The following is a 25946-nucleotide window of genomic DNA, read 5'->3' on the forward strand; positions in this document are numbered from 1 at the left end:
TTTGTGCCCGAGGGGGGTGACCGTTAGTCGGCTATTCGGGCTTTGCCTGGATGATGGCGCGATGACACCTACTGCTTTGGTGAATCACGGTCTAGAGTGAGGGGACAGTATTTGTCCGCTTTGCTACGTAAAAAATGGACGTGGCGCCCGATAAGAGAAGCAGCATGGAATGCGCGCAACCACCGCTCGGCGAAGACAGCTCTGTCCTTTTGATTGTTGATGATTACCCCGAAAACCTGCTCAGCATGCGAGCGTTGTTGCAGCGTCAGGATTGGAAGGTGATGACCGCGTCCTCGGGTATCGAGGCCCTTAATCTGCTGCTTGAACACGATATCGACCTGGTGCTGCTGGATGTGCAGATGCCGAACATGGACGGCTTCGAAGTGGCGCGCCTGATGCGCGGCAGCCAGCGCACGCGGCTTACGCCGATCATTTTCCTGACCGCCAACGAACAATCCCAGGATGCGGTGATCAAGGGCTACGCCAGTGGCGCCGTGGATTACCTGTTCAAGCCTTTCGATCCGCAGATCCTCAAGCCCAAGGTCCAGGCGTTGCTGGAGCACCAACGCAATCGCCGGGCCTTACAGCGCCTTAGCCAGGATCTGGAAGCGGCCAGGGCGTTCAACGCCTCGGTGCTGGACAATGCCGCCGAAGGGATCCTCGTGGTGGATGAGAGCGGCTGTATCCGCTTCGCCAATCCGTCTACCTGCCGTCTGCTCAACGCTACCGCCGAGCGATTGCAGGGGATGCCATTCCTGGACTTCCTGCAGAAGCCCCACATCCCCGAATGGGGCGCCTCCGATATCCATAGCGCTTATCGCCGTGGCGAAACCTGGCGTCTGCACGATGCTGTCCTGCGCACCGCACCAGGGCAACAAGTGTCGGTGGCCTTGTCCTGTGCACCACTGCCCTCCGAGCAGAAGGCGATGGTGGTGACACTTCAGGACATGTCGGTCATTCGCCACTTGCACCAGCAGCTTGAGTTCCAGGCCGTCACTGACCCGCTGACCGGTTTGCTCAACCGCAGGGGGTTTTATCAGACGGCGGAAAACCTGTTGATGCGCAGTGAGCGCCTGGAAAGCAACTGGGTGCTGCTGTACCTGGATCTGGACGGCTTCAAGCGAGTCAATGATTCACTGGGCCATGACGCCGGTGACCGGGTGTTGCGCTGGGTGTCGGAACAATTGAAAGCGTGCCTGCGCCCGTTCGACATCCTGGCGCGGCTCGGCGGTGACGAGTTCACGGCCCTGCTGGACCTGGAGCTGCCGGAGCACGCGGCCAAGATCGCGGAAAAGCTCATCGAACGGGTCTCGATATGTCAGCAGATCGAAGGCATGGATGTCGCGCTGGGGGCCAGTATCGGCATCGCCACCTACCCGGATTGCGGTTCAAATCTCGATGGCTTGCTGCGTGCGTCCGACATCGCGATGTACGAAGCCAAGCGGGCTGGCCGCCAGCAATACCGTTTTTATGATCACGAAATGAACGGTCGAGCCCGTTCAAGGCTGATGCTCGAGGAAAGCGTACGCTCGGCCATCGAGAACCGTGACTTCAATATGGTCTATCAGCCTCAGGTGGCCATTGCCGACGGTCGCATCCGAGGGTTCGAGGCGTTGTTGCGCTGGCAGCACCCCAGCGTCGGCGATGTCCCACCGGGGCTGTTCCTGCCACTGCTGGAAGAGGCGCGGTTGATCAGTCGGCTGGGCAGTTGGATCTATCATCGCAGCGCGGCCCAGCGCAAAATCTGGGAGCGGATGTTCGCTGACGATCTGGTGTTGGGGGTGAGCCTGAGCAGCACCCAGTTTGGCATGCCGAACCTGGTGACCGAATTGCGCCAGGTCCTGGAGCGCCACGATTTGAAGCCTTGGCAACTGGAAGTGGAGGTGACCGAGGATGCGCTGGTGCGCAACCCCGACGAAACCCATAAGCAACTGCGGCTGCTGCGTCACCTCGGGGTCCGGGTGGCGCTGGATGACTTCGGTTCCGGGCCATGCTCGCTGACGCATCTGCGTGACCTTGAACTCGATACCCTCAAGCTCGACCGACACTTGATCGCCCGTTTGCCGGACTCGCCCCGGGACGCGGCGCTGGCCGCTTCGGTGATCGACCTGTGTATACAGTTGGGCTTGCGGGTGATCGCCGAGGGGGTCGAGACATCGGAGCAATACCTGTGGCTCAAGGCCCATGGCTGCGAGTATGTGCAAGGGTTCCTCGTGGCGCGACCGCTGATGGCCGAAGACACCGATGCCTTTGCCAAACCATTTGACTGGAGCGCGATGCAGGCCTGAATTCGATACACTGACGGCCTTTTGTGACTGTGTTGCCGCCGATGATTGCGCTCAAATACCTCCAGGCCTATCCCGCCGCCCTGCAAGCACAAGTGCAGCAATTGATTGCCCAGGACCGGCTGGGCGACTATCTGCACCAACGCTATCCCGACCGGCATGCGGTCCAGAGCGACAAGGCCCTGTACGCTTATGCATTGGACCTCAAGCAACAATACCTGCGTAACGCGCCGGCTATCGACAAAGTACTCTTCGACAACCGTCTCGACCTGACCCACCGCGCCCTGGGCTTGCACACCGCCGTCTCACGAGTGCAGGGCGGCAAGCTCAAGGCCAAGAAGGAAATCCGCATCGCAGCGTTGTTCAAGGACGCGGCGCCTGACTTCTTGAAAATGATCGTGGTGCATGAGTTGGCCCACTTCAAGGAGTCGGATCACAACAAGGCGTTCTACCAGCTCTGCGAGCACATGTTGCCGGGGTATCACCAGCTGGAATTCGACTTGCGGGTGTACCTGACCTGGCGTGATCTGCAACAACACAAGGAATGACCGGATGGACGTCAGTAAGACCAAGAGCAGCTTTTATCGTCGTTTGTACGTGGCTTACCTGATCGACAGCGGCCTGGCCAGCAACGTCCCCGCGCTCACCGAAGTCACCGGCATGCCGCGGCGCACCGCCCAGGACACCGTCGCGGCGCTGGCGGACCTGGATATTGTGTGTGAATTCGAGCAGGAAGAAGGCGCCCGCAACCATGCCGGGCGTTATCGGATTCGCGATTGGGGGGCGATTGATCGGCGGTGGATCGAGGCGAACCTGCAGCGGATCAAGGCGGTGCTTGAGTATCCCTGAATGTTCGCGGTGTCTGGACTGGCGCCTTCGCGAGCAGGCTCGCTCCCACATTTGGAATGCGTATCCCTGTGGGAGCGAGCTTGCTCGCGATGGCGCCCTCAGGGGCGATGCATCCCAATGTGTGGAATCCCATCCTCCAGATACTCCACCCCCACCACTTCAAACCCGTACCGCCCGTAATACCCCTGCAAATGCGACTGGGCCGATAATGAGATCGAGGTACCGGGCCAGTGCTTCTCGGCCTGCTTGAGTCCCTGTTCCATTAGTTTATGACCCAGCCCCTGGCCGCGCGCTTGCGGGGCGATGATTACGCGCCCGATCACCACGTCGCTGTTTTGCGAGTGTGGATCGAGCAGGCGAAGGTAGGCCACCAAATGATTGTCCTGCCACGCCATCAAATGGCAGGTGTCGCCCTCCAGATCCAGGCCGTCGACGTCCGGGTAGGCACAGTTCTGCTCGACGACGAATACTTCGGCACGCAACTTGAGGACGGCATATAGCTGTTCCTTGCTCAGGTCACTGTGGTGTTTGCAGACCCAATCGATATCCATTTTTTGAATTTCCTTAAGATCCTGATGCCGATATTAAGCGTGCTGTCTTCGGAAGTCTCTCGGCAGATTTACCAAAAATCTGTGATAAAGACCAAAATGCCATCATTCCTTTGTCACGGCGTGGTCTTCTTTGTGTAATCTTCGATCCAGCGCTGCGCAGCGGTTTCAATGAGCTAACGTTAGGACCGGATATCCGTGGATATCCGTGGAGTTTCGGCTAAAAACAAACCGGGCTTTGAACCCGTCAAGGATGTTTGGCATGCCGCGATTGCATCGAGCTCTTGCTTTGATCGGGTTGCTGTTGCTGAGCCACAACGCCTGCGCGCAGAAGTTGCGGCTGGTCGCCGATGGTTGGCCGCCCTTCACCGATTCGACATTGATCAATGGTGGTCTGGCGACCGATATCGTCAGCACAGCCCTGGCTCGGGCCGGTTATGCCACTGACTTCGAACAGGTGCCCTGGGCCCGGGCGATGCTGGGTATCGGTGAGGGCCGCTATGACGTGCTGATCAACGCCTGGTACAGCGAAGAGCGCACCCATGTCGGCCAGTTCTCGGCTGAGTACCTGCTCAACCGCGTGCGCTTCATCAAGCGCAAGGACGCCCCGATCGACTACGACAATCTGCAACAGCTGTATGCCTATCCCATCGCCGTGGTTCGCGGTTACGCCTACTCCAAGGAATTCGATGAAGATCAGCAGGTGCAGAAAGTCCCGGTGCATAACTTCGCGATGGCCGTGCGCATGCTGGCGGCCGACCGTGTGAAGTTGACCCTGGAAGACGAATACGTCGCCCGCTATTACCTGGCCCGCGAATCCGCCAAGGTGCGTAACGCTGTGGAATTCCTGCCCAAGCCCTTGAGTGAAAACAGCCTGCACATCCTGGTGAGCCTGAAGAATCCGGAGCATGAGCAAATCGTGGCGGGGTTTGATCGGGAGATTGCGGCGATGAAAGCGGATGGGAGTTATGCGCGGCTGTTGAAGCAGCATGGGATGTGAGCCTAGGGAATGAGGTGTCTGGACTGGCCTCATCGCGAGCAAGCTCGCTCCCACATTTGGAATGCGTAACCCTGTGGGAGCGAGCTTGCTCGCGATGAGGCCATTATGAACACCCCAGCCCTCAAGCCTCGCCCGTGTCCTTGATCAAATGCGCCGCCAAGGTCCGCAAGGGCCCCAACTGACGACAGATCAACCCCAATTGCGTCTGGACCAAGCGCTGCCCTTCGTCAATGTCATCGGGCATCTGCTCAAGCTCGTTGGCCAGGGCTTCTTCCTCGTCGCTCTGGATCACAATCGGCGTTTTACTCGCCAGGCCTTGGGCGATTTCGTCGATGCTAGTTGCCAGTTTTACCCCCGCCCCGTCGATCAGCTGCTGGCGCACATCCACCGGCAGTTCGGTACCCCGGTGGGCGCCCAGGCCTGACAGGTAACTGAGCAAGGTGTGGGACAGCACCAGGAAACGGAACCCCACATCGGCTTCCTTACGGAAATGCCCCGGCTCCATCAGCATGTTTGCCAGGGTGGTGGACAGGGCGGCGTCGGCGTTGTGGGCATTGCGGCGGGCCAGGCGATAGGCCAGGTCATCACGTTTGCCTGCGGCGTATTGCTGCATGATCTGGCGCAGGTAGATGCTGTTGCAGGTCAGTGTGTTGGCCAGCACCTTGTTCAGCCGCCGGCCCTGCCAGTCTGGCAGGAACAGGAACACCGCAAGCCCGGCGATCAGGCTGCCGAGCAGGGTATCGAACAGTCGCGGCAGCAGCAGCCCGTAGCCGTCGCCCACCTGGTTGAAGCAGAACAGCACCATGATGGTGATTGCCGCCGTCGCCAGGGTGTAGCGGGTCGTGCGGTTGGTAAAGAACACCACCCCGGCGGCAATGGCGAAGCACGATTGCACCAGCGGGTTGGGAAACAGATCGAACAGCGCCCAGGCCACGGTCAGGCCGATGGCTGTACCGATAATCCGCTGGCCAAGCTTGCGCCGGGTGGCACCGTAGTTGGGTTGGCAGACGAATAGCGTGGTGAGGATGATCCAATAGCCTTGGGATGGGTGGATCAGATGCACCATGGCGTAGCCCACGCTCAGGGCCAGGGGCAGGCGCAGGGCATGACGGAACAGCAGCGAGGTGGGCGTTAGTTGCGTGCGCAGGCGCAGCCAGACGTCTTTGAGACTCCGGGGTGAACGGTCCAACAGGCTGCTGTCGGTGGCGTCGGCCAGGGCGTCGGGGTTGCTCGCATCGCTGAGCAGGCGGTCCATGGTGCCAAGGTTCGCTGCCAGTGCCCGCAACGAACGCAGCAGGCCGCGCCAGGCCGGGTTGCTCTGGATGCGCAGGTGTTCCAGCGATGCATGCAGATCGTTGAGGGCTTCAGCGAAGGTGTGGTCGTAGACGAAGGGTTGGCGCAGCTGGATCGACTCGGCCAACGCCTGGCAGGCCTTGCCTTGCTGGCGCAGCAGGCGCTGGCAGCGGAACAGCACATCGCTGTGGAAGAAGGCCTCGGCCAACGCGTTGTAGGGGTAATGGGAGGAACTGGCGCGTTCGTGGATGTCCTGGGCCAGGAAGTACAGCTTCAGGTAGCGGCTGACTTTAGAACCCGGTCGGCCATTGCCCACGCGGTGCAGGATGACTTCCTTCGCACTGTTGAGGGCCGCAACCACCCGACCGTTCTGCTGGGCCAGTTCCAGGCGGCGGGCTTCGACATCCAGCTGGCGGATCGGCTCCAGGAGCAACGATTTGAGTTTCAGGTAACGTCCCAGCTCGCGAAACAGCCGCGCCAGGCTTTGCTGCACCGGTTGGTTGGAAAACAGCGCGTGCCACAGCACCGAGAGCAGGCCATACCACGCGGCGCCGGCCACCAGCAGCAGGGGCTCGTGCCAGAAATCGGTGACCGCGCCACCGCGTTGGTCCACGCCGATCACGGTATAGACCGACAGAATCAAGGTGGCCGAGGCAATCGCGCCATAGCGTTCACCCAGGGCGCCGAGCATCGTCAGGCCGAAGCTCGCCAGGGCCAGGGCGATAATGAACAGGACGGGGTAGGGGAACAGCAACTCCACCGACAGTGCCGCGACGGTGAAACACACCAGGGTCACGGCCAGCGCATTGAGGCGGCCCTGCCAACTGTCGTCGGTCTCGGCCAGGGCGCTGGCGATGATGCCGAGGAACAGGGGAATCAGCAGCGCCATCTCATCCAGATACCAGCACAGCCCCATGCTGCCGGTCAGGGCGATGAACACCCGCACGCTATAACTGAACTTATCCAACGCCCAAAGGCGACGCAGAGACTGGCTAAACGAGGTCGATGACATGAAGTGCACGGGCCTGACGGGCAATGACGCTAAATTGAGGCAGTAATGACGCCGACGCAATGGCGGTGATCACATCTGGCAGCAAAAAGTGTTCCGGGATGCACCTGACACCACTTTCCTGTGGCGAGGGAGCTTGCTCCCGCTGGGCTGCGAAGCAGCCCCCTTCCTTTATGCACTGAGTTTATTCAGACAGAGCGCGGTGCTTGTTTTGCGACTGCTGCGCAGTCGAGCGGGAGCAAGCTCCCTCGCCACAATGGCAGGCCCGACATAGGTTGGAATCAGACGTACTGCGCCGCCGCATATCCCGACGCCCAGGCCCACTGGAAGTTGAACCCACCCAGGTGACCGGTGACGTCCAGCACTTCGCCAATGAAATACAGCCCGGGGCTTTTCAGGGATTCCATGGTTTTGGACGAAACCTCCCGAGTGTCGACGCCGCCCAAGGTGACTTCGGCGGTGCGGTAGCCCTCGGTGCCCGCCGGGACGACATTCCAGCTCGCCAGTTTTTCGGCAATGTCCGCCAGTTCCGCGTGGGTGTATTGCTTCATGGGTTTGGAGACGAACCAGGTGTCGGCCAGCAAGTTGGCCATTTTCTTGGTGAACAGCTCGCCCAGCAGGGTTTTCAGTTCGCTGTTGGGGCGTTCGGCCTGTTGCTGTTGCAGCCATTGCGGCACGTCGTGGTCTGGCAGCAGGTTGATCTGCACCGTGTCTCCCGGCTCCCAGAACGAGGAAATCTGCAAGATCGCCGGGCCGCTCAGGCCGCGGTGGGTAAACAGGATGTTCTCGCGAAAACTCTGGTCGTTGCAGCTCACCAGGCAATCGACCGAGGTGCCCGAGAGTTCGGTGCACAGCGTCTTGAGCTGATCGGTAATGGTGAATGGCACCAGACCGGCGCGGGTCGGCAGCAATTCATGCCCAAACTGTTTCGCCACCTGATAGCCGAAACCGGTCGCTCCCAGGGTCGGGATCGACAGTCCGCCCGTGGCGATCACCAAGGATTGGCAGGCGATAGTCCCTAGGGTGGTTTGCAACAGGTAGCCGCTGGCGGCTTTTTCGATCTGCGTGATCGAGGTGTCCAGGTGCAGGTTGACGCCGGCCTGTTCGCATTCATCGAGTAGCAGGCCGAGGATGTCGCTGGACTTGTTATCGCAGAACAACTGTCCCAGCTTCTTCTCGTGATAGGGCACCCCGTGCTTGGCCACCAGGGCGATGAAATCCCACTGGGTGTAGCGGGCCAGGGCCGATTTGCAGAAGTGTGAGTTATGCGAGAGGAAATTGCTCGGCTCGGTGTACATGTTGGTGAAATTGCAGCGTCCACCCCCCGACATGAGGATTTTCTTGCCGGCCTTGTTGGCGTGGTCCAGCAACAGCACCTGCCGCCCGCGCGCGGCGGCGGTCAGCGCGCACATCAACCCTGCGGCGCCGGCGCCAATGATCACGACTTCGGTAGAGCGCAAAACGGTGTCCTCTCAGCTTTCCCACATAACTGAATGTGGGAGCGAGCTTGCTCGCGATGGCGGCGTGTCAAGCAGCATCAATGCCGCTGATCCTCCGCTATCGCGAGCAAGCTCGCTCCCACAGTTTGATCTCTGTTGGGTTGAAGATCGCTTTACAGGATCCGCACCCGCAACGACCGGCCCTTGATTTTGCCATCGTTCAGGCGTTGCAGCGCCTGTTTGGCGATGCCGCGTTCCACGGCCACGTAGGCCTGGAAATCGAAAATCGCGATCTTGCCGACCTGGGCACCGGGGATGCCGGCGTCGCCGGTCAGGGCGCCGAGGATGTCACCGGGGCGGACTTTGTCTTTGCGGCCGGCACCGATGCACAGGGTGCTCATGGCCGGCAGCAGCGGGGCGCCGCCCTGGGACTTGAGGTTATCCAGTTGATCCCAGCTCAGCGGTGACTTCTGCAGTTGCTCGATGGCCTGGGCGCGGTGGGCTTCGGACGGCGCCACCAGGCTGATGGCAATCCCTTTTTCCCCGGCGCGGCCAGTGCGACCCACACGGTGGATATGGATTTCCGAATCCCGGGCCAGCTCGACGTTGATCACCATGTCCAGGGCGTCGATGTCCAGGCCACGGGCCGCGACGTCGGTGGCCACCAGCACTGAAGTGCTGCGGTTGGCGAACATGGCCAGCACCTGGTCACGGTCACGCTGTTCCAGGTCGCCATGCAGGCCGACGGCGGAAATGCCTTTGGACGTCAGGTGATCGACGGTTTCCTGGACCTGCTGCTTGGTGAAGCAGAACGCCACGCAGGAGGCCGGACGGAAATGCGCCAGCACCTTGACCACCGCGTCCATGCGCTCCTCGGGGGAGATCTCGTAGAAACGCTGCTCGATCTGCGCATCGGAGTGAAACGCCTCGGCCTTCACTTGCTGCGGGTTACGCATGAACTTGGAGGACAGTTGCTTGATGCCCACCGGGTACGTGGCCGAGAACAGCAGCGTCTGACGGCGTTCCGGGGTCTGCTGGATGATGTCTTCGATGGCGTCGTAGAAGCCCATGTCGAGCATGCGGTCGGCTTCGTCGAGGATCAGCGTGTTGAGGCCGTCGAGCACCAGCGAGCCCTTGCGCAGGTGCTGCTGGATACGCCCGGGCGTGCCGACGATGATGTGGGCACCGTGTTCCAGGGAGGCGATCTGCGGGCCGAACGACACGCCACCGCACAGGGTCAGGACCTTGATGTTGTCTTCGGCGCGGGCCAGGCGACGGATTTCCTTGGCCACCTGGTCGGCCAGCTCGCGGGTCGGGCACATCACCAGCGCCTGGCAGCCGAAGAAGCGCGGGTTGATTGGGTTCAGCAGGCCGATGCCAAAAGCCGCGGTCTTGCCGCTGCCGGTCTTGGCCTGGGCGATCAGGTCCATGCCCTTGAGAATCACCGGCAAGCTCTGCGCCTGGATCGGCGTCATCTGGGCATAACCGAGTGATTCGAGGTTAGCCAGCATGGCGGCGGACAGCGGCAAAGTATTAAAAGCGGTGGCAATGGTGGTCACGGGACTGGCCTGCAAAACAAAATGTCGCGCAGTGTAGCAGCCTCGTGCCACTTTTTTCGAAAGTTCTGGACGAGCTGTGGTGTGATTCGCCAGCACGTAAAACTGGGAAACTCACGGGGCCCCTGCTTGGTCCGGGGGATGGTTAACCCCTGTGGCGAGGGAGCTTGCTCCCGCTGGGGTGCGAAGCGCCCCCAAACCGGCCAACACGGTGTGACTGAAAGATCGCGTCGCCTGGATTACGACTGCTGCGCAGCCGAGCGGGAGCAAGCTCCCTCGCCACGGGGATCCAAGGGGCTCTAATGCTCGATATGCTCATCCGGCCGCTTGGCGCGTCGCCCATCCTGCTTCGACAGCTGGGAAAAGATCGTTGCCGCCAGCATCGCCATGATCCCCACCGTCACGAACGTCAGCTGGAACGCCCCCAGCACCGTGTCCACCCCGTCGTTACCGACCTGGGCGGTAAAGCCGCCGAGCAAGGCACCGGCGCAGGCCACGCCGAGGCTCAGGGACAGCTGCGCCACCACCGACAACAGGCTGTTGCCGCTGCTGGCGCTGGCGTCGTCCAGGTCGATCAGGGTCACGGTATTCATCGCGGTGAATTGCAGCGAGTTGATCGCCCCGAGCACCGCCAGTTGCGCCAGCAATAGCCAGTACGGCGTCTGTTCGCTGACCAGGCCCATGCTCGCCAGCATCAGGCCCAGGGCCAGGGTGTTGCCGGTCAGGACGATGCGATAGCCCAGGCGTTCGATCAGCGGCCGGGCCACGGACTTGGCAACCATGGCCGCCGCCGCCAGGGGCAGCATGCTCATCCCGGCCTGGGACGGCGAGTAACCCAGCGCCACTTGCAGCAGCAACGGCACCAGGAACGGTAGGGCACCGCTGCCCAGGCGGGCAAACAGGTTGCCAAGGATGCCCACGGCGAAGGTCCGAGTCTTGAACAGTGATGGCGGGAACAGCGCGTTCTCGACGTGCCCGGCCCGCAGCCAATAGGCTGCCAGGCACGCCATGCCACCGAACAACAGCAACATCACTCGCAGGTGCGGCAGGTGCAGTTCACCCAGGCCTTCCATGGCGACGGTGATCAGCACCATCGCCGCGCCGAACAGCAGGAAACCCAGGCCATCGAAACGCGTGCGCTCGCTGCCGCGCAGGTCGGGGATGAACTTCCACACCGCATAACAACCGATCACGCCCACCGGAAGGTTGATGATGAAGATCCAGTGCCAGGTCAGGTACTCCACCATCCAACCCCCCATGGTCGGGCCGATCAGCGGGCCGAGCAGGCCGGGAATGGTGATGAAACCCATGATCCGCACCAGCTCCGAGCGCGGGTAGGCCCGCAACACCACCAGCCTGCCCACTGGCAACATCAGCGCGCCGCCCAAGCCCTGGACGACCCGGGCGCCAATCAGCATGCTCAAAGAGTTGGACAGGGCACACAGCAGCGAGCCGAAGCTGAACAGCAGGATCGCGCCGAAGAAAATCTTCTTGGTGCCAAAGCGGTCGGCGATCCAGCCCGAGGCCGGGATCAGCAGCGCCACGGTGAGCATGTAAGCGATGATCACGCCTTGCATGCGCAGCGGGTTTTCCGCCAGGTCACTGGCCATGGCGGGCAAGGCGGTGTTGAGGATGGTCCCGTCCAGGGACTGCATGAAGAAGGCGATCGCCACGACCCACGGAAGCCAGCGGGCGGTGACGGCGTCGAGCGGGGCGCGGTTGGGCATGGGACCTCTTGTATGGCGTGTTGATCAGGAACAGGTGCCGCTGTTGTGGCGAGGGAGCTTGCTCCCGCTGGGTTGCGAAGCAACCCTAAAACCAGGCACCGCGGTGTTTCAGGTGCGTTGGGTCAGCAGGGTTTTGCGACTGCTGCGCAGTCGAGCGGGAGCAAGCTCCCTCGCCACAGGGGTACAAGGTCGAACTCCGGTATTACAACGTCAAGGTCAACCGCTTGACCAGCGCCCCCGGCAACAGCATCGAGGCCGTGGCCCGCTGGCTGTAGGTGCTGGCCGAGAGCAGAAGTTCCCGCTCTCGGGTCAGGCTTTCGAGTTGTGAGCCGAGCAGGCTGTAGACACTGTCATCAAAGCGCATGGTGCTGACCGGCGCCACAATCTGGCCGTTCTCGACCCAGAACGTGGCAAAGCGAGTCATGCCGGTCAGGCGTGCGGCGGGCTGGTCCGAGTAGTTCAGGTACCAGAGATTGCTGATGTACAGCCCGGTGCCGAGGCGTTCGAGGACGTCTTTCTGCTCCAGCAGTCCTTCTTGCATGACCAGCGCCGTGGGGTATTCATAGCTGCTGGCGCCGTTGGCGGTGAGGCCATATTCAGCAGCGCTGCGGGAGTTGACCAGCCGCGCATTGGCCGTGCCCTTGGCAATCAGCGCCAGGTCATCGCGGGGATAACCTTCGTCGGAGAACGCCGGGCTCAAGGAGCCGCTGACCTGTTCGCGCAGCCACACGATGGGGCTGAAGCCGGCTTCGCTGGCGTAGAATTTCTGCAACGGACTCTGCTTGCTGGCAATCGCCCGGGCCGAGAATCCGCCCCAACTGAGCATGCCCATGATCTCCTCCAGCGCGGCCGGCGCCAAGTAGGCGCGGTATTCGCCGGGCGGCAGCGTTCGCAATGGCCGGCCCAGAAACGCCAGTTGCTGACGGGCCTGTTCGAAGCGCTGGGCAAACCCTTCGCTGCTCCATTCGTGCCCGGCGTAACTGGCTTTCACGGCTTGGCCGTTTTCATGGAACAGGCTGAAATCGAAGTTGAAGCTATTGGCCTGATGCCAGCCGAACGCCCCCGAAGAACTGGCAAAACCGCGGCTGATGGGCCCGGCGGCGTAGAATCCCACCAAGTCCAGGCCTTCGGCGGCGCGGGTGATTTCCGCCACGGCCTGCTCGGTGTCCGGCAGCGGGTGGTCTTGTACGTTGTGGCTCTGCCAGTGGTTGTGGTTGAGCAGCAGGTACGGATCGCGGGGCAGCAGCGGCAAGGTTTCGCGCAACTGTTGCAGGCCTTCGGCCAGGCGTTGCAGGTCCGTCTCGGTTTCGCCGGACAAGGTGATCTGCAAGTCGGCATGACGCCCGTCGTCGATCAGTTTGAAGCTGACGTTGGCTTGTTGCACCTGCCCGGCCTGGCGGACCTTGCCGTGATTGAAGCGCACGAAGGCCGAGGACTCGGCGGCGTAGCCGAGGGTGAACTGTTCAGGCTCATGCAGGGCATCGCGCAGCCAGTCGACCAGCGCCTTGAACGCCCCAGCCTGATTATTGACTGTACTCATCAGGCATCTCCCCCAAACACATCAACATTGCTGAACACGCAGGCCGGTGACGCATGGCCGACGCGGATGACCTGGTTTGGTTCGCCCTTGCCACAGTTCGGCGTGCCGAGGACCTGGAAGGTGCTGGTATCGCCCACGGCCCGCAGGCTCTTCCAGAAGTATGCGGAAATGCCCCGGTAGTTGGGGTTTTTCACCACGCCCTTGAGCTCACCGTTTTCGATCAACTGGCCCCATTCGCAGCCGAACTGGAATTTGTTGCGGGCATCATCAATGGACCAGGAACGGTTGGTGCGCATCAGCACGCCGCGCTCGGTGCCTTGGATCAGCTGTTCCAGGGACTGGTCGCCGGGTTCGATGTTCAGGTTCGCCATGCGGTCGATGGGCGGGCGGTTCCAGCCGCAGGCGCGGCTGTTGGCGACACCGTCCAGGCCGGCGCGGAATTGCGACAGCGCTCCGCCCAATGGACGCAGGAGCCGGCCTTCGCGAATCAGGAATTGTTTGCTGGCGGCGGTACCGTCGTCGTCATGGCTGTAGCTCGCCAGTTCCTCGGGAATATTCGGGTCGAACGTCACGTTCAAGAGACTGGAACCGTATTGCAGGTGTCCGAAGTCACTGGCCTTGACGAAGCTGGTGCCAGCGTAATTGCGCTCGTCCCCCAGGATGCGGTCCAGCTCTAGCGGATGGCCGATGGACTCGTGGATCTGCAGCATCATCTGGTCGGGCATCAGCAGCAGGTCACGGGGGCCTTGGGGAGTGTTCGGCGCCATCAGCAATTGCAGGGCCTGGTCGGCGATCTTCGGTGCGGCGCCGATCAGGCCGCAGCGGCTGATCACATCGAAGCCACCTTGCTGGCCGAAGTTTTCCCGGCCCAGGGTGCGGGTCTGGCTGTCGTGACCGTCGAAGGCGGTGACCTCCAGGGATGGATAGATAAAGCGCTGGGCCTGGCGCAGTTCGGCGCCGGCGCTGTTGAGGTAGATCTGCTCGACCTGGGTCAGGCCGATGCTGACTTGCCAGTTCACCAGTCGCTCGTCCTGGGGCACCGCAGCCGATTCGTCGCCGAGCAACTGGTAGCAATCGCTCAGGGATGGGAAGGTCTGGTCGAAATGGGGCGAGCAGTAATCAGCGCAGTCGCTGGACACCGGTTGCTCGCGCAAGTCGAGCAGGGCATGGGGCTTGAGCCGGCGGGCTTGTTGCTCGGCCCGCTCCAGCGCTGCTTGCAGGCCGGCCTGGGACAGATCGTTGGTGGCGGCATACGCCTCGACGCCATTGACCCGTGCGGTGAGCATCGCGCCTTCATCACGGCCCAGGCTGGGCGGTTCGGCGACATTCTTGCGCACCGACAAATGCTGGCCGGACTCGCGCACGTAACGCAGGGAAAAAAATTCAGCGCCCGTGCGCAAGGCAGCAAAACGCTGCTTGAGCTGGGTGTGGAAGTCGAACATGGAACCTCCTTGTCTGGAGCGAGGGTACGGCGCAGTGCGGTGCTTTGACGCGGCGGCTCTAGATTAGGCCTGGGCGGGGGAGGGATCAAGGTAGAAGGGAATTTGGGTGTCAGGTCGGACGCCATCGCGAGCAAGCTCGCTCCCACAGTTGACGGTTGTCAGGCACAAAATCTGTGTCTGCCGCAGATCCAATGTGGGAGCGAGCTTGCTCGCGATGGCGGTGTGGCGCCTTACTGGGCAGTAGGCCCCACTTCACGCATCGGCTTACCACGCACCGGCGCGTCGCCAGCGATGTAGTACGGCGCGGTGCTGCGTGGCAATGGCTTGCGACCACGGATCTTGTCGGCGATTTTCTCGGCGATCATGATCGTCGGCGCGTTCAGGTTGCCGGTGGTGATGATCGGCATGATCGAGGCATCCACCACGCGCAGTCCCTGCATGCCATGCACACGACCTTCACCATCCACCACCGCCATGTCGTCGGTGCCCATCTTGCACGAGCAGGAGGGGTGGAACGCGGTTTCGGCGTGTTCGCGGATGAACTGGTCGAGTTGCTCGTCGGTCTGCACCTCGATGCCCGGGCTGATCTCGCGACCACGGAACGGGTCGAGCGCCGGCTGTTGCATGATCTCGCGGGTCAGGCGGATGCCGTCGCGAAATTCTTGCCAGTCTTGCTCGGTGGCCATGTAGTTGAACAGGATGCTCGGGTACTGGCGTGGGTCCTTGGACTTGACCTGGACCCGGCCACGGCTTGGCGAACGCATGGAACCCATGTGCGCCTGGAAGCCATGTTCCTTCACCCCGTTGCTGCCGTTGTAGTTAATCGCCACCGGCAGGAAGTGATACTGGATGTTCGGCCAATCGAAATCCGGTCGGGTGCGGATGAAACCGCCGGCCTCGAACTGGTTGCTGGCGCCGATGCCGGTGCCGTTGAACAGCCACTCGGCACCAATGGCCGGCTGGTTGTACCAGAGCAGCGACGGGTACAGCGAAACCGGTTGGGTGCAGGCGTATTGCAGGTAAAGCTCAAGGTGATCCTGGAGGTTTTCGCCGACGCCCGGCAGGTCGTGGACCACCGGGATGTCGAGGCTTTCCAGCAATTTGGCCGGACCGACGCCGGAGCGTTGCAGGATCTGGGGCGAGGCGATGGCGCCGGAACACAGCAGCACTTCCTTGCGCGCCCGGGCCTCGACGCGCTCTTCGGCAGCCCCCACCAGGTAACGCACGCCGACGGCACGTTTGCCTTCGAACACGATCTTGTCGGTCAGGGCGTGGGTGACGATGGTCAGCGTCGAGCGCTTCTTGGCGATGTCCAGGTAACCGCGCGCGGTGCTGGCGCGACGGCCGTTGGGCGTGACGGTGCGGTCCATCGGGCCGAAACCTTCTTGCTGGTAGCCGTTGAGGTCGTCGGTACGCGGGTAACCGGCCTGTACGCCGGCTTCGACCATGGCGTGGAACAGTGGGTTGTTACCGGCCTTGGGCGTGGTCACGCTGACCGGGCCGTCACCGCCGTGATAGTCGTTCGGACCGATGTCGCGGGTTTCGGCTTTGCGGAAGTACGGCAGGCAGTCCGGATAGGCCCAGTCTTCCAGGCCAGGCAGTTTGGCCCAGTTGTCGTAATCCAGGGCGTTGCCGCGGATGTAGCACATGCCGTTGATCAGCGAAGAACCGCCCAGGCCCTTGCCTCGACCGCACTCCATCCGGCGACCGTTCATGTGCGGCTCCGGGTCGGTCTCGTAGGCCCAGTTGTAGCGCCGGCCCTGCAGCGGGAACGCCAGGGCGGCGGGCATTTGCGTGCGGAAGTCCAGGCGATAGTCCGGGCCGCCGGCCTCGAGCAGCAGGACGGTGACGCCCTCGTCTTCGGTCAGGCGGGTGGCCAGGGTGTTACCGGCCGAGCCGGCACCGATGATGATGTAATCGAATACGTGGGACATGAAATGCACCCTCTTTTTGAATTGGGTTCAGGTCGCGGTTGCCGAGTGCCTTGGTGGCGAGGGAGCTTGCTCCCGCTCGGCTGCGCAGCAGTCGCAAGATCTGCGACTGTGGTCTGTCTGAATGACTGTGGTGCCTGAAGTCGGGGCTGCTTCGCAGCCCAGCGGGAGCAAGCTCCCTCGCCACAACAGCGTTCACTCAAGGCCTCTTGTCAGATCAGAACACCGACGCGTAATCGCCCAACTCGACCTGTACCGACTTGATGCGCGTGAAGTTGTTCAGCGAACTGAGGCCGTTCTCACGGCCCACGCCCGATTGCTTGTAGCCACCGACCGGCATTTCAGCCGCCGATTCGCCCCAGGCGTTGATCCAGCAAATACCTGCTTCGAGCTGGTGGATCACCCGGTGAGCGCGGTTCAGGTCGCGGGTCACGACGCCAGCGGCCAGGCCGAAGTCGGTGTCGTTGGCGCGGCGGATCACTTCTTCTTCGGTTTCATAGCTGAGGATGCTCATCACCGGGCCGAAGATTTCTTCACGCACAATGGTCATCTCGTCGGTGCAGTCGGTGAACACGGTCGGGGCCACGAACGCACCCTTGGCCAATTCGCCGTCGGTCAAACGAGTGCCGCCGCACAGCAGGCGCGCGCCCTCAACCTTGCCTTTCTCGATGTAGCCCAACACGCTTTCCATGTGGGCGAAGCTCACCAGTGGGCCGAAGTTGGTGTTTTCGTCCTCTGGATTGCCGATGCGGATACGCGCCACACGCTCGGCGATCTTGGCTTCGAAGGCGGCCTTGAGGTGGCTCGGGACGAATACGCGGGTGCCGTTGGTGCAGACTTGGCCGGAGCTGTAGAAGTTGGCCATCATCGCGGTGTCGGCGGCGCGATCCAGGTCGGCGTCGTCGAAGATGATCAGCGGCGACTTGCCGCCCAGCTCCATGGTCACGTCCTTGAGCGAAGAACTCGAGGCGCTGGCCATGACTTTCTTGCCGGTGTCGGTGCCACCGGTGAAGGAAATTTTCTCGATGCGCGGATGCTCGGTCAGCCAGGTGCCGACTTCACGGCCGCTGCCGGTCAGGACGTTGAATACACCCGCTGGAACGCCGGCTTCGGTGTAGATTTCGGCCAGTTTCAGGGTGGTCAGCGAGGTGACTTCGCTCGGTTTGAAGATCATCGCGTTGCCGGCCGCCAGGGCCGGTGCCGATTTCCACAGGGCGATCTGGATCGGGTAGTTCCACGCGCCGATACCGGCCACCACGCCCAAGGGCTCGCGGCGGGTGTAGACAAACGAAGTGGTGCGCAGCGGAACCTGCTCGCCTTCGATGGCAGGCACCAGGCCGGCGTAGTACTCCAGCACGTCGGCGCCGGTGACGATGTCGACGTAGCGGGTTTCGGAGTAGGCCTTGCCGGTGTCCAGGGTTTCCAGGGCGGCCAGCTCATCGTTGCGCTCGCGCAGGATGTCCACGGCGCGGCGCAGGATGCGCGAACGCTGCATGGCGGTCATGGCGGCCCAGACTTTCTGGCCCTTTTCGGCGCTGACTACGGCGCGCTCGACGTCTTCTTTCGTCGCACGCTGTACTTGGGCAAGCACTTCACCGTTGGCAGGGTTGATGGCTTCGAAAGTGGCGTCGCCGCTGGCATCGCTGTACGCGCCATCGATGTAGAGTTTTTGCAGTTCGAAACGGGCCATAAAGTCCTCGCAAGTGCATAAGTGGTTGGCTGGCCACCGGGCGTGTCGTTTACAGCTGACTACGCAGTTCGGCGACGGTTCAGGAGCCGAGCGGTTCTGTGTGCTCTGGTGCCCCTGCTTTGGCCAATTGGAAATCCATGTATTCGTAAGCGATCCGGTGTGCCTGGGCGGTATCGAACGCGTCTCCCGACAGCGCCCCGCGCAGCCACAAACCGTCAATCAGGGCGGCCAGGCCCCGTGCCGCGCTGCGAGCCTCATCGAGGGGCAGCACGCGGCGGAACTGACTGCACAGGTTGGAATACAGACGGTGATCGTTGATCCGCTGCAACCTGTGCAATGACGGGTGATGCATGCTGGTGGCCCAGAAGGCCAGCCAGGTTTTCATTGCCGGGCCATTGACCTGGCTGGCGTCGAAGTTGCCTTCGATGATCACCTTCAAGTGAGCCCGCGGGCTCGAATCCTCAAGCGCGCGACGGCGCGCGGTGACGTTCTCGCTCAGGACAGTCATCAGATACTGGGCCGTGGCCGCGATCAGGCCATTCTTGTCCTGAAAGTAGTGACTGATGATGCCGTTGGAAACACCGGCCAAACGGGCGATCAGCGCAATGCTGGCGTCCCCCATCCCGACCTGATCGACCGCTTGCAGCGTGGCTTCGATCAATTGCTGGCGGCGGATGGGTTGCATACCGACCTTGGGCATCTAGCACATCTCCTTAGGCCATCCGGTGGGCGAGTGTCGCCTGCCGGATTGAAAGCCAGTCTATTTTGTTTTGATTGAACGTTCAATCAACAAAAACAAAGTTCTATGACAAGTCATCGCTGTTTGCCGGGATTTCCTTGTGTGAAAACCCGCAGCATCAGGGGCGAGGACTTTTTCGGGATGTCTTTATAACACTCGTCGGTTGGATGCCGAGCAAACGGTTGTGTGGCGAGGGAGCTTGCTCCCGCTGGGTTGCGAAGCGACCCCAATCAGGCACCGGAGGTTTTCAGCTGTACCGAGTCAACCGGTTTACGGCTGCTGCGCAGCCGAGCGGGAGCAAGCTCCCTCGCCACAGGGGGGCAGTGTCAGGGCGGAATGTCTGCACAAACAAAAACGCCGCGATCCTCTCGCGGCGTTTTTGTGGGGGTTGGGCTCAGCCCAGGTTCTTGCCGAGCAGGGCGTGGTACAGCTCGCTGTCACCCAGGATCCCGACGACTTTCTGGTTATCGTGCAGCACCAGTTTATTGCCGGTCTGGTAGCGGATCTGCAAGGCGTCGCGCATGCCGATATTGGAATCCACCAGGGTCGGCCGGCGACCCAGTTCTTCGACGGCTTGGCCCGGTGCCCAGTTTTGCAGGTCCAGCGCCGCGCCGTTCTGGCGGGCGCCCTTGATGGTGTTGCCCTCGGCCAGGTCGAGCCAGGAATCGCCGCCCGGGTCCAGGCACACCGATCCATTGATGCGCTTGCAGTTATCCAGGGTGCGCATCAGGCTGCGCCCGCAAAGTACGTTGAGCGGGTTGGTGTGGGCAACGAAGGTGCGCACGTAGTCGTCCGCCGGATTCAATACGATTTCTTCCGGCTTGCTGTATTGGATGATCCGGCCGTCTTTCATGATCGCGATGCGACTGCCCAGCTTCAGGGCTTCGTCGAGGTCGTGGCTGACGAACACGATGGTCTTGCTCAGCTTGCGTTGCAGCTCCAGCAGTTCATCCTGCAGGCCTTGGCGAATCAGCGGGTCGAGGGCCGAGAAGGGTTCGTCCATCAGCAGGATGTCGGCGTCCATTGCCAGGGCGCGGGCCAGGCCGACCCGTTGCTGCATGCCGCCGGACAACTCGTTGGGTTTCTTGTTGCGCCATTGGGTCAGGCCCACCAGCTCAAGCTTCTCATCCACCAGCTTGCGTCGGTCCTTCTCCGGGCGGCCCTGCATTTCCAGGCCGAAGCTGATGTTCTCGCGCACCGTCAGCCAAGGCATCAGGGCGAACTTCTGGAACACCATGGCGATGCGTTTGGTGCGCATCATCTTCAATTCGGCGGGGGTGCAGGAGGCGATGTCGATCTGCCGGCCTTCGTGTTCGACGAACAACTTGCCGCGACTCACGGTGTTCAAGCCGTTGATGCAGCGCAGGAGGCTGGATTTGCCGGAGCCGGACAGGCCCATCAACACGCAGATTTCGCCTTTTTCGACATCCAGGCTGGCTTTTTCAACGCCAACGATTTGCCCGGTTTTCTTCAGGATTTCGTTGCGGGTCATGCCCTGGTCGAGCAGTTTCAGGGCCTCGCGTGGATCCTTGGAGAAGATCACGTCGACTTCTTCGAAGCGGATTATGCTCATGCGTCACCCCCTACTTTAGCGTCGGGTTGCTTGCAGATTCGGTCGAGCATGATCGCCAGCAGTACGATCGCCAGGCCAGCTTCGAAGCCCAGGGCGATATCGGCGGTGTTCAGTGCGTTGACCACGGGTTTGCCCAGGCCGTCGGCGCCCACCAGTGCGGCGATCACCACCATCGACAACGACAGCATGATGCACTGGGTAACGCCGGCCGCGATGCTTGGCATCGCGTGGGGTAGTTCAATGCGCGACAGGAGCTGGCGACGGGAGCAGCCAAAGGCTTTGCCGGCGTCCATCAGTTCCTCCGGAACGTCGCGGATACCCAGGTAGGTCAAGCGAATGGGCGCGGCAATCGCGAACACCACCGTGGAGATCAGGCCTGGGACCACACCCAGACCGAAAAGGGTCAGGGTAGGAATGAGGTACACGAAGGTCGGTACGGTTTGCATCAGATCGAGCACCGGACGCATCAGTGTGTAGAACATCGGCTTGTGCGCGGCAATAATGCCCAGCGGCACGCCGATCAGTACGCAGACCAGGGTCGCGAACAGCACTTGGGCGAGGGTTTCCATGGTCTCCTGCCAGTAACCCAGGTTCAGGATCAGCAGGAAGGAGGCGATGACGAAGACGGTCAGGCCCCATTTGCGTTGGATAAAGTGAGCCAGCAGTGCGATGAGGCCGATCAAGGCCAGTGGGTTGAACCAGGTCAGCGCGAACGTCACGCCGTGAATCATCGTTTCCAGAAACAGCGCGATCGCGTCGAAGGTGTCGGCGCCATTTTGCGTCAACCATTCGACGAAGCTCGCGATGTACTGGCCTAAGGGTATTTTCTGATCAATCAGCATGGTAGTGAACGTCCGCATGCAAGGGATAAACAGCCCGGGCGAGTGAAAACCCGCCCGGCATAAAAGCGTTACTGCGCGAGCTTGGCTTTCACGGCCTCCAGGCCTGGTTTACCGTCAATGGTGGTCACGCCAGCGAGCCAGGTATCGAGTACCTGTGGGTTTTTCTTCAGCCAGGCCTTGGCGGCGGCTTCAGGTTTCATCTTGTCGTCGAGCACGTTGCCCATCAGCGTGCTTTCCATGTCGACGGTGAATTCAAGGTTTTTCAACAGTTGGCCGACGTTGCTGCATTCCTGGCTGTAGCCCTTGCGGGTGTTGGTCGCCACGGTGGCGGCACCGAAGTCCGGGCCGAAGAAATCGTCGCCGCCGGTCAGGTATTGAATCTGGAAGCGCGTGTTCATCGGGTGTGGTGCCCAGCCGAGGAACACCACATCGGTGCCGCGCTTGGAGGCGCGGTCGACCTGCGAAAGCATGCCCGCTTCACTCGACTCGACGACCTTGAAACCTGCGTCCTTCAGGCCAAAGGCGTTCTTTTCGATCATGCTCTGGATCAGGCGGTTGCCGTCGTTACCGGGCTCGATCCCGTAGATCTTGCCGTCCAGTTCTTTCTTGAATTTGGGGATGTCGGCGAAGTCATGCAGCCCCTTGTCGTACAGGGCCTGAGGCACGGCGAGGGTGTACTTGGCGCCCTTGAGGTTGGTGCGCACGGTTTCCACGGTGCCGGCTTCGCGGTAGGCCTTGATGTCGTTTTCCATGGTCGGCATCCAGTTGCCGAGGAATACGTCCATGTTCTTGCCGTCGGCCAGGGACTTGTACGTCACGGGCACGGAAATCATGGTGGTCTTGGTCTTGTAGCCCAGAGCGTCGAGAACCACGCTGGTGGTGGCGGTGGTCACGGTGATGTCGGTCCAGCCGACGTCGGAGAAGTTGACGGTGCTGCACTGTGCGGGTTCTGCAGCGTTGGCCAGCATCGGAAGACTCAGCATGGCGGCCAACAACAACGGCTTGGAACCTTTCATGGGTGGACTCCTGGTGTTTTCTCGGCGGTGTCCGATCAGGACAGCCGCGCGCTTCTTTTGGATGTTGCGGTTGGTGGCGCGTGGGCACTCTCTGACACGCGGCCTTGCAAACGAGCCGTAACCGATCATGTACCAGTGCAAATCTGACGCCTACAGGGTGGGTCGTATCCAGTACAGGGAGGGTCGCATCCAGTGTCGGTGACGTCGTTTATAGGTTTTTTCCGGCCTCGGCAGCCCTCTGATCTGCAAAAAAACGGCGTAAAACCGGGGTAAAAGCCTGGCGGCGTTGCTGGGCATGATTGCGTCGGTGTCAGACGTCGACCTCCAAAGCAAAAAACGGATGATGCGGGCATCCCGGCGTTGAGCGTAGCAGCTCCGTCACCGGGCGCTCTTGCGCCCGGATGTGCCCGTTCTGGAGGTTCTCTGCCATGGCAATCAGCGTATTCGACCTGTTCAAAATCGGTATTGGTCCGTCCAGCTCACACACCGTCGGCCCAATGCGCGCCGCAGCGTTATTCGCGCAAGTCTTGCGTGAGCGGGGTCTTTTGGAGCAAGTCGCGCGCCTGGAAGTTCAGCTCTACGGTTCACTGTCGGCCACCGGTATCGGCCATGGCAGCGACAACGCGGTGATCATGGGCCTGATGGGCGAATGGCCGGACGCAATCGATCCGTCGCAGATCGGCCCGCGCATCGAGTTGCTGCGTGAAACCCAGACCTTGTTGCTGGGCGGTCGGCTGCCGGTGCCTTTCATCTGGTCCCGGGACATGCGACTGATCGACGAGAACCTGCCGTTCCACCCCAACGCGATGACGCTGGTGGCCGAGGGCGACAACGGCGAGTTGCACCGTGATACCTATTATTCAGTGGGTGGTGGCTTTGTCGTCGATGAGGCCCAGGCGTCCAGCGGCGTGGTGGACCTGGACCGCACCGAACTGCCTTACGATTTTTCCAGCGCCGAAGAGCTGCTCAACCTGTGCCGCACCCATAACCTGCGGGTGGCCGAGTTGATGATGGCCAACGAAAAGGTCTGGCGTTCGGAAGAAGAGATCCGCAATGGCCTGATGAAACTCTGGCGGGCCATGCAGGACTGCGTCGAGCAGGGCCTCAAGCATGAAGGCATCCTGCCTGGCGGTTTGAATGTGCGCCGGCGTGCGGCCAAGTTGCACCGCAGCCTGCAAGAGCTGAACAAGCCCAATGTCATTGGCTCGACCCTGAGCGCCATGGAGTGGGTCAATCTTTTCGCCCTGGCGGTCAACGAAGAAAACGCCGCCGGCGGGCGCATGGTCACGGCGCCGACCAATGGCGCGGCGGGGATCATTCCGGCGGTGTTGCATTACTTCATGAAATTCAGCGAAGTGGTCACTGACGCCAACGTGGTGGATTACTTCCTCAGCGCGGCGGCGGTAGGGATCCTGTGCAAGAAAAACGCCTCGATCTCTGGCGCCGAAGTGGGTTGCCAGGGCGAAGTGGGTTCGGCCTGCGCCATGGCGGCGGCGGGACTGGCGGAAATTCTTGGCGCCACGCCGGAGCAACTGTGCAACGCGGCGGAAATCGGCCTGGAACACAACCTTGGCCTGACCTGCGACCCGGTGGGCGGCCTGGTGCAGGTGCCGTGCATCGAGCGCAATGCGATTGCCGCAGTGAAAGCCATCAATGCCGCGCAAATGGCGCTGCGCGGTGACGGCCAGCATTTCATCTCCCTGGACCGGGTGATCCGCACCATGCGCGATACCGGCGCCGACATGCATGACAAATACAAAGAAACCTCGCGCGGTGGCTTGGCGGTCAGTGCGGTGGAGTGCTGATCCACAAGCACTTGAAAAATCGCTCGCAAAATGCACACCCATCCTGAAAAACGCCACCTTTTAGCGCGTCGCAAACAGACAAGAGACAAACGGTCGGGCCAGCCGTTGTACGCCGCTCGACCGTTCGTCATCTGCACTTGTGTGATACCTGTTGCGCAAGCCCCGCAGCCCAGTTCCCACAAGTGCTACCGAACTGCTCACGGCTTGCTGTGACAGGTGCCAGCCGTCATTGATAGCGCTTATAAGCGGCCCTCAACGCGGGCCTTATATAGACCGGTCGCGATGTCGTTTTCAGGATTTATTGAACGCGCATCCAATTTAGGCATGGCAATTGCTCTATCGCTGTAAAGCCCGTCTCCTTCGTGGAGAACGATGGCAAAACCAATAAAAAGAGCCTCCGCCTGAGGCCATCACCCGCTTGTGTGAGGAGATACCGCGATGACGACGACCAACTCCGGGGCCCAACCCCAGAACCGTGCGCCTCAATCCATCGGCTTTTTGCTGCTGGACAATTTCACGCTGATTTCCCTGGCGTCCGCGGTAGAACCGCTACGCATGGCCAACCAGTTGTCGGGCCGCGAGCTATATCGCTGGACCACCCTCACTGTCGATGGCGGACAGGTCTGGGCCAGCGACGGTTTGCAGATCACCCCGGACGCCTCCATGCACAAGGCGCCGGCACTGGACACCGTCATCGTGTGTGGTGGTATCGGTATCCAGCGCACCGTGACCCGCGAACACGTGTCATGGCTGCAAGGCCAGGCCCGTCAATCCCGTCGACTGGGTGCGGTGTGCACCGGCAGTTGGGCCTTGGCCTGTGCCGGTCTGCTGGACGGTTTCGATTGCAGCGTGCACTGGGAATGCCTGGCCGCGATGCAGGAAGCTTTTCCACGGGTATCGATGAGCACCCGTCTGTTCACCCTCGACCGCAACCGCTTCACCAGCTCCGGTGGCACCGCGCCGTTGGATATGATGCTGCACCTGATCAGCCGCGATCACGGTCGTGAACTGTCGGCCGCGATCTCCGAAATGTTTGTCTATGAGCGTATCCGCAACGAGCAGGATCACCAGCGTGTGCCGCTCAAGCACATGCTCGGCACCAACCAGCCGAAGTTGCAGGAAATCGTCGCGCTGATGGAAGCCAACCTCGAAGAACCGATCGACCTGGACGAGTTGGCGGTGTACGTCGCCGTGTCCCGGCGTCAGCTGGAGCGCTTGTTCCAGAAGTACCTGCATTGCTCGCCGTCGCGCTATTACCTCAAGTTGCGGCTGATTCGTGCACGGCAACTGCTCAAGCAGACGCCGATGTCGATCATCGAAGTGGCGTCGGTATGCGGCTTCGTCTCCACGCCGCACTTCTCCAAGTGCTACCGCGAATACTTCGGCATTCCACCGCGCGACGAGCGCGTAGGCTCCAATACCACGCAACAGGTGGCAATGATGCCGTTGCCACAGGCCTTGGTGCTGTCGCCGCTGTCCGGCCCGCTGTCGGCGTTGAGCCAGGCGCGTAATGAGTCGACGTTTGCCAGCGTGAGGCTCTAGCAGCTTTTGTGGCGAGGGAGCTTGCTCCCGCTGGACTGCGAAGCAGTCCCAAAACCGGCCTATGCGGTGTATCAGTCAAATTGCATTCGCTGGTTTTACGACCGCTTCGCGGCCGAGCGG

The 25946-nt window shown here is 61.5% G+C and carries 19 protein-coding genes; 6 read left to right on the forward strand and 13 right to left on the reverse strand.

Translation table 11 applies throughout. The annotated features are described in order from the left end of the window. The first annotated feature begins 164 nt into the window (after nucleotides 1–164). The 3 genes from QNH97_RS02355 to QNH97_RS02365 are packed head-to-tail and all read left to right on the forward strand — an operon-like array spanning nucleotide 165 to nucleotide 3134. Nucleotides 165–2288: a putative bifunctional diguanylate cyclase/phosphodiesterase gene (locus QNH97_RS02355; RefSeq protein ID WP_283555429.1), complete on the forward strand. Its 2124-nt coding sequence runs from the start codon at nucleotides 165–167 to the stop codon at nucleotides 2286–2288. Between the two features lie 41 nt (nucleotides 2289–2329). Beyond that, nucleotides 2330–2833, forward strand: coding sequence for a M48 metallopeptidase family protein (locus tag QNH97_RS02360; protein ID WP_283555430.1), 504 nt, complete (start codon nucleotides 2330–2332; stop codon nucleotides 2831–2833). Between the two features lie 4 nt (nucleotides 2834–2837). Further along, complete coding sequence (locus QNH97_RS02365) at nucleotides 2838–3134, forward strand: winged helix-turn-helix domain-containing protein (RefSeq protein WP_283555431.1); 297 nt, start codon at nucleotides 2838–2840, stop codon at nucleotides 3132–3134. A gap of 98 nt (nucleotides 3135–3232) precedes the next feature. On the opposite strand, the gene QNH97_RS02370 is transcribed toward QNH97_RS02365, so the two are convergent. Next, nucleotides 3233–3685 carry a GNAT family N-acetyltransferase gene (locus QNH97_RS02370; protein WP_283555432.1) on the reverse strand — a complete coding sequence of 151 codons (453 nt, stop codon included), beginning with the start codon at nucleotides 3683–3685 and terminating at the stop codon, nucleotides 3233–3235. Between the two features lie 259 nt (nucleotides 3686–3944). Here QNH97_RS02370 and QNH97_RS02375 point away from each other — a divergent pair, with 259 nt between their 5' ends. Continuing rightward, nucleotides 3945–4682 carry a substrate-binding periplasmic protein gene (locus tag QNH97_RS02375; RefSeq protein WP_283555433.1) on the forward strand — a complete coding sequence of 246 codons (738 nt, stop codon included), beginning with the start codon at nucleotides 3945–3947 and terminating at the stop codon, nucleotides 4680–4682. Nucleotides 4683–4803: 121 nt separating this feature from the next. Here QNH97_RS02375 and yccS read toward each other — a convergent pair whose 3' ends face one another. From yccS to QNH97_RS02435, 12 genes are all read right to left on the reverse strand, one after another. Further along, on the reverse strand, nucleotides 4804–6987 hold the full coding sequence (yccS, locus tag QNH97_RS02380; protein WP_283555434.1) for a YccS family putative transporter: 2184 nt from the start codon (nucleotides 6985–6987) through the stop codon (nucleotides 4804–4806). A gap of 278 nt (nucleotides 6988–7265) precedes the next feature. Further along, nucleotides 7266–8444, reverse strand: coding sequence for a BaiN/RdsA family NAD(P)/FAD-dependent oxidoreductase (locus QNH97_RS02385; RefSeq protein WP_283555435.1), 1179 nt, complete (start codon nucleotides 8442–8444; stop codon nucleotides 7266–7268). Nucleotides 8445–8596: 152 nt separating this feature from the next. Further along, nucleotides 8597–9934: an ATP-dependent RNA helicase DbpA gene (gene dbpA / locus QNH97_RS02390; protein WP_283557418.1), complete on the reverse strand. Its 1338-nt coding sequence runs from the start codon at nucleotides 9932–9934 to the stop codon at nucleotides 8597–8599. A gap of 344 nt (nucleotides 9935–10278) precedes the next feature. Beyond that, nucleotides 10279–11706 carry a multidrug transporter subunit MdtD gene (gene mdtD, locus QNH97_RS02395; protein WP_283555436.1) on the reverse strand — a complete coding sequence of 476 codons (1428 nt, stop codon included), beginning with the start codon at nucleotides 11704–11706 and terminating at the stop codon, nucleotides 10279–10281. A gap of 202 nt (nucleotides 11707–11908) precedes the next feature. Continuing rightward, entirely contained in the window at nucleotides 11909–13246 is a 1338-nt protein-coding gene (locus QNH97_RS02400) for a TldD/PmbA family protein (protein WP_283555437.1), read from the reverse strand. Beyond that, entirely contained in the window at nucleotides 13246–14688 is a 1443-nt protein-coding gene (locus QNH97_RS02405) for a TldD/PmbA family protein (protein WP_283555438.1), read from the reverse strand. The genes QNH97_RS02400 and QNH97_RS02405 overlap by 1 nt, the downstream gene beginning before the upstream one ends. 230 nt (nucleotides 14689–14918) lie before the next feature. After that, the gene (gene betA / locus QNH97_RS02410; RefSeq protein ID WP_283555439.1) at nucleotides 14919–16622 is read right to left on the reverse strand and encodes a choline dehydrogenase; all 1704 of its coding nucleotides are present in this window, start codon (nucleotides 16620–16622) and stop codon (nucleotides 14919–14921) included. 214 nt (nucleotides 16623–16836) lie between these two features. Then, nucleotides 16837–18309, reverse strand: a complete 1473-nt coding sequence (gene betB / locus QNH97_RS02415; RefSeq protein WP_283555440.1) for a betaine-aldehyde dehydrogenase — start codon at nucleotides 18307–18309, stop codon at nucleotides 16837–16839. Between the two features lie 79 nt (nucleotides 18310–18388). Further along, nucleotides 18389–19009: a transcriptional regulator BetI gene (gene betI, locus QNH97_RS02420; RefSeq protein ID WP_123416122.1), complete on the reverse strand. Its 621-nt coding sequence runs from the start codon at nucleotides 19007–19009 to the stop codon at nucleotides 18389–18391. A 433-nt stretch (nucleotides 19010–19442) separates the two neighbouring features. Then, complete coding sequence (choV, locus tag QNH97_RS02425; protein WP_283555441.1) at nucleotides 19443–20621, reverse strand: choline ABC transporter ATP-binding protein; 1179 nt, start codon at nucleotides 20619–20621, stop codon at nucleotides 19443–19445. After that, on the reverse strand, nucleotides 20618–21463 hold the full coding sequence (gene choW, locus QNH97_RS02430; RefSeq protein ID WP_283555442.1) for a choline ABC transporter permease subunit: 846 nt from the start codon (nucleotides 21461–21463) through the stop codon (nucleotides 20618–20620). The genes choV and choW overlap by 4 nt, the downstream gene beginning before the upstream one ends. A 68-nt stretch (nucleotides 21464–21531) precedes the next feature. After that, nucleotides 21532–22479 (reverse strand): choline ABC transporter substrate-binding protein, encoded by a 948-nt coding sequence (locus QNH97_RS02435; RefSeq protein ID WP_283555443.1) that lies wholly within the window; start codon nucleotides 22477–22479, stop codon nucleotides 21532–21534. A gap of 428 nt (nucleotides 22480–22907) precedes the next feature. Between QNH97_RS02435 and QNH97_RS02440 the strand changes: the two genes are divergently transcribed. Next, on the forward strand, nucleotides 22908–24284 hold the full coding sequence (locus QNH97_RS02440; protein ID WP_283555444.1) for an L-serine ammonia-lyase: 1377 nt from the start codon (nucleotides 22908–22910) through the stop codon (nucleotides 24282–24284). 438 nt (nucleotides 24285–24722) lie between these two features. Then, the gene (gbdR, locus tag QNH97_RS02445; RefSeq protein WP_283555445.1) at nucleotides 24723–25826 is read left to right on the forward strand and encodes a choline metabolism transcriptional regulator GbdR; all 1104 of its coding nucleotides are present in this window, start codon (nucleotides 24723–24725) and stop codon (nucleotides 25824–25826) included. Nucleotides 25827–25946: the final 120 nt, after the last annotated feature.

It is taken from the genome of Pseudomonas sp. G2-4, assembly GCF_030064125.1.
GTDB lineage: Bacteria > Pseudomonadota > Gammaproteobacteria > Pseudomonadales > Pseudomonadaceae > Aquipseudomonas.